The organism is Oceanospirillum sediminis, from assembly GCF_014164585.1.
Classification (GTDB): domain Bacteria; phylum Pseudomonadota; class Gammaproteobacteria; order Pseudomonadales; family Halomonadaceae; genus Oceanospirillum; species Oceanospirillum sediminis.
Map to the genome: position 1 here is coordinate 1 of NZ_JACJFM010000073.1, position 3,254 is coordinate 3,254.

A 3,254-nucleotide genomic window follows, 5' to 3' on the forward strand; every position below is an offset into this window, starting at 1 on the left:
GGCTTCAGTGAGACCTGATCTTGAAGGGGGCTTCCCGCTTAGATGCTTTCAGCGGTTATCCCGTCCGAACGTAGCTACCGGGCAGTGCCATTGGCATGACAACCCGAACACCAGAGGTTCGTCCACTCCGGTCCTCTCGTACTAGGAGCAGCTCTTCTCAAGTCTCCAACGTCCACGGCAGATAGGGACCGAACTGTCTCACGACGTTCTAAACCCAGCTCGCGTACCACTTTAAATGGCGAACAGCCATACCCTTGGGACCGGCTTCAGCCCCAGGATGTGATGAGCCGACATCGAGGTGCCAAACACCGCCGTCGATGTGAACTCTTGGGCGGTATCAGCCTGTTATCCCCGGAGTACCTTTTATCCGTTGAGCGATGGCCCTTCCATACAGAACCACCGGATCACTAGCACCTGCTTTCGCACCTGCTCGACGTGTCAGTCTCGCAGTTAAGCACCCTTCTGCGCTTGCACTCATTGCACGATGTCCGACCGTGCTGAGGGTACCTTCGTGCTCCTCCGTTACGCTTTGGGAGGAGACCGCCCCAGTCAAACTACCCACCACACAATGTCCTCGGCCCCGATCAGGGGTCTGAGTTAGAACCTCAACATAACCAGGCTGGTATTTCAAGATTGGCTCCACTGTAACTGGCGTCACAGTTTCAAAGCCTCCCAGCTATCCTACACAAGTTATGTCAAAGTCCACTGTGAAGCTGTAGTAAAGGTTCACGGGGTCTTTCCGTCTAGCCGCGGATACACAGCATCTTCACTGCGATTTCAATTTCACTGAGTCTCGGGTGGAGACAGCGTGGCCATCATTACGCCATTCGTGCAGGTCGGAACTTACCCGACAAGGAATTTCGCTACCTTAGGACCGTTATAGTTACGGCCGCCGTTTACTTGGGCTTCGATCAAGAGCTTCGCGTGAGCTAACCCCATCAATTAACCTTCAAGCACCGGGCAGGCGTCACACCGTATACGTCCACTTACGTGTTTGCACAGTGCTATGTTTTTAATAAACAGTTGCAGCCACCTGGTATCTTCGACCGCCGACAGCTTACGGGGTAAACCCTTGACCGTCAGCGGCGCACCTTCTCCCGAAGTTACGGTGCCATTTTGCCTAGTTCCTTCACCCGAGTTCTCTCAAGCGCCTTAGTATTCTCTACCTGACCACCTGTGTCGGTTTGGGGTACGGTTTTTATACAGCTGAAGCTTAGAGGCTTTTCCTGGAAGCATGGCATCGACCACTTCGACTCGCGAGGAGTCTTCGTCATCACGTCTCGGCATAGAGCATCCCGGATTTTCCTGAGATGCAAGCCTACCGGCTTAAACACGGACAACCAACGCCGTGCTGGCCTAGCCTTCTCCGTCCCCCCATCGCACTGTATAAAAGTACGGGAATATTGACCCGTTTCCCATCGACTACGCATTTCTGCCTCGCCTTAGGGGCCGACTCACCCTGCGCCGATTAGCGTTGCGCAGGAACCCTTGGTCTTCCGGCGGGGATGTTTTTCACACCCCTTATCGTTACTCATGTCAGCATTCGCACTTCTGATACCTCCAGCAGGCTTCACAACCCACCTTCATCGGCTTACAGAACGCTCCTCTACCACTTGTGCTTAGCACAAGTCCGCAGCTTCGGTTTATAGTTTAGCCCCGTTACATCTTCCGCGCAGGCCGACTCGACTAGTGAGCTATTACGCTTTCTTTAAAGGGTGGCTGCTTCTAAGCCAACCTCCTAGCTGTTTTAGCCTTCCCACATCGTTTCCCACTTAACTATAAATTAGGGACCTTAGCTGGCGGTCTGGGTTGTTTCCCTTTTCACGACGGACGTTAGCACCCGCCGTGTGTCTCCCGGATAGTACTCATGGGTATTCGGAGTTTGCATCGGTTTGGTAAGTCGGGATGACCCCCTAGCCGAAACAGTGCTCTACCCCCCATGGTATTCGTCCGAGGCTCTACCTAAATAGATTTCGAGGAGAACCAGCTATCTCCGGGCTTGATTAGCCTTTCACTCCGATCCACAGGTCATCCGCTGGCTTTTCAACGACAGTCGGTTCGGTCCTCCAGTTGATGTTACTCAACCTTCAACCTGCCCATGGATAGATCGCCCGGTTTCGGGTCTATTCCCAGCAACTGAACGCGCAGTTAACACTCGCTTTCGCTACGCCTCCCCTAGATGGTTAAGCTCGCTACTGAAAATAAGTCGCTGACCCATTATACAAAAGGTACGCAGTCACATCCGAGGATGCTCCCACTGCTTGTACGCATACGGTTTCAGGTTCTGTTTCACTCCCCTCACAGGGGTTCTTTTCGCCTTTCCCTCACGGTACTGGTTCACTATCGGTCAGTCAGTAGTATTTAGCCTTGGAGGATGGTCCCCCCATATTCAGACAGGATTTCACGTGTCCCGCCCTACTCGATTTCACTTTGGATAGAATTTCGTGTACGGGGCTATCACCCGCTATGGCCGCACTTCCCAGAGCGTTCCACTATTCACACCGAAGCTTAAGGGCTGATCCGATTTCGCTCGCCGCTACTTTCGGAATCTCGGTTGATTTCTTTTCCTCCGGGTACTTAGATGTTTCAGTTCCCCGGGTTCGCCTCCGCGTGCCTATGTATTCAGCACGGGATACTCCGTAAGGAGTGGGTTTCCCCATTCGGAAATCCTCGGATCAAAGTCTGTTTACCGACTCCCCGAGGCTTATCGCAGGTTTCTACGTCCTTCATCGCCTCTGACTGCCAAGGCATCCACCGTATGCGCTTAATTGCTTGACCATATAACCCGGAAGGGTCTGTTCAAGACTTTGCTTTATAACGATATACACCGGATACGCTGTATTGAGATTACAAAAGAGAATTTATCCGCTGATGTGCGAACGATAGTCAGAACTATCATAAGCACATCAAACAATATTGTTGGATCAATTCGATATTCAGTAATAATTACAAAGTATCGTATTGGCATTAATCTGCATTGTTAAAGAGCGGTTTTCATAAAGAAAACATAAGAAAGCATAAGCTTTGTTATGTTCACTTTGGAGAAAACAGAAGTGTTCAGGAAATGGTGGAGCTAAGCGGGATCGAACCGCTGACCTCAACACTGCCAGTGTTGCGCTCTCCCAGCTGAGCTATAGCCCCATATATCCTAAACCTTACAAAACAGTCAGATAATTCATGTGGACACTTTACTGTGATGACTGTGAGTGTCGTTTAAGGAGGTGATCCAGCCGCAGGTTCCCCTACGGCTACCT

1 tRNA gene and 1 rRNA gene are annotated in these 3,254 nt (G+C 51.3%); both read right to left on the bottom strand.

The features are described 5' to 3' along the window. A 23S ribosomal RNA gene (locus tag H4O21_RS23880) occupies nucleotides 1-2,778 on the bottom strand; the annotation flags it as partial. Nucleotides 2,779-3,065: 287 nt separating this feature from the next. After that, a tRNA-Ala gene (locus H4O21_RS23885) sits at nucleotides 3,066-3,141 on the bottom strand. Nucleotides 3,142-3,254: the final 113 nt, after the last annotated feature.